Origin of the sequence: Lactiplantibacillus garii (genome assembly GCF_003885105.1) — a bacterium.
GTDB lineage: Bacteria > Bacillota > Bacilli > Lactobacillales > Lactobacillaceae > Lactiplantibacillus > Lactiplantibacillus garii.
The window spans coordinates 1-916 of sequence record NZ_QWZQ01000117.1 but is presented as its reverse complement, the minus strand read 5'-3'; the positions used below and the strand labels follow the sequence as shown (position 1 = coordinate 916).

The window sequence follows — 916 nt, the reverse complement described above, 5'->3', positions numbered from 1 at the left end:
TAAAAAGAATTCCGGCTCTAATTACAAATAACGGAGCTAACGCTAAAATCGTCAATGAGATTGGATTTGGCCTGTTAGCAATTCTAGTAAACGTTGACAATAAAAAAATTGCATCGGTTCATACCTATACAGGTGAAATCCAACAGAACCTATCGCATATGCTTTTAAGAATTGATGAGTTATCTAAAAAATTAAATGACGTTTTCTCAAAAATACTAAAGCAAAATATTTCGTTCAACACCAAACAAAATGCTAAGAAAGCTTTGTATTCAACAGGTCTATCCACCACTTTTAAAGTTCTATCCTACTTTGCAAGCCTTTTGGAAGCACCTAGCGAAAAATTAAACATAATATTAGCTAATCTACCATCATATTATGTTTTTGACTATCTGAATGGTACGTGGACAGCCCACGGCGACCAGCGACTTCAAGACTATTATCCAAAGATAAATAATAAATCTTATTTAGAGCCTTTATCGAAAGAAAAGCTTCAAACTGCTTTCAAACGCTGGATTGAAGATAACCCTGGAACACGCCAAAGTTTTACTAAAGAAACGAAAGCCTTGATAACAATTCATTCAAACCTCACTTATCTCTCTGCTAAAATTCCAACTGGTGAGGATTTTGAATTTGAACATATTATTCCCAAAGCGCGAATTTTAAAATTTGACCCTAAAATTACTAGTGTTCATACTAGCTCTTTGGGAAATGGAATGTTATTACCGAAATCTGATAACAATAAGAAAAAAGATAAAACACTTTATGAAATTGATAATAGTTCACAATATTCCGAATTAATTAATGAATCCCTGTATCCCTATGAAAAAAATCTTTCCCATGTTTTAAATAACTTAGAAAACAATCAATTTTCAGAAGTAAATGCTTTTATTTCCAATCGTGCCCAACAAGTAAGCGA

1 protein-coding gene is annotated in these 916 nt (G+C 32.5%); it reads left to right on the top strand.

The annotated features are described in order from the left end of the window. The coding region (locus tag D1831_RS14480; RefSeq protein WP_225422913.1) for a hypothetical protein at window positions 1-916 on the top strand (916 nt) is incomplete at both ends.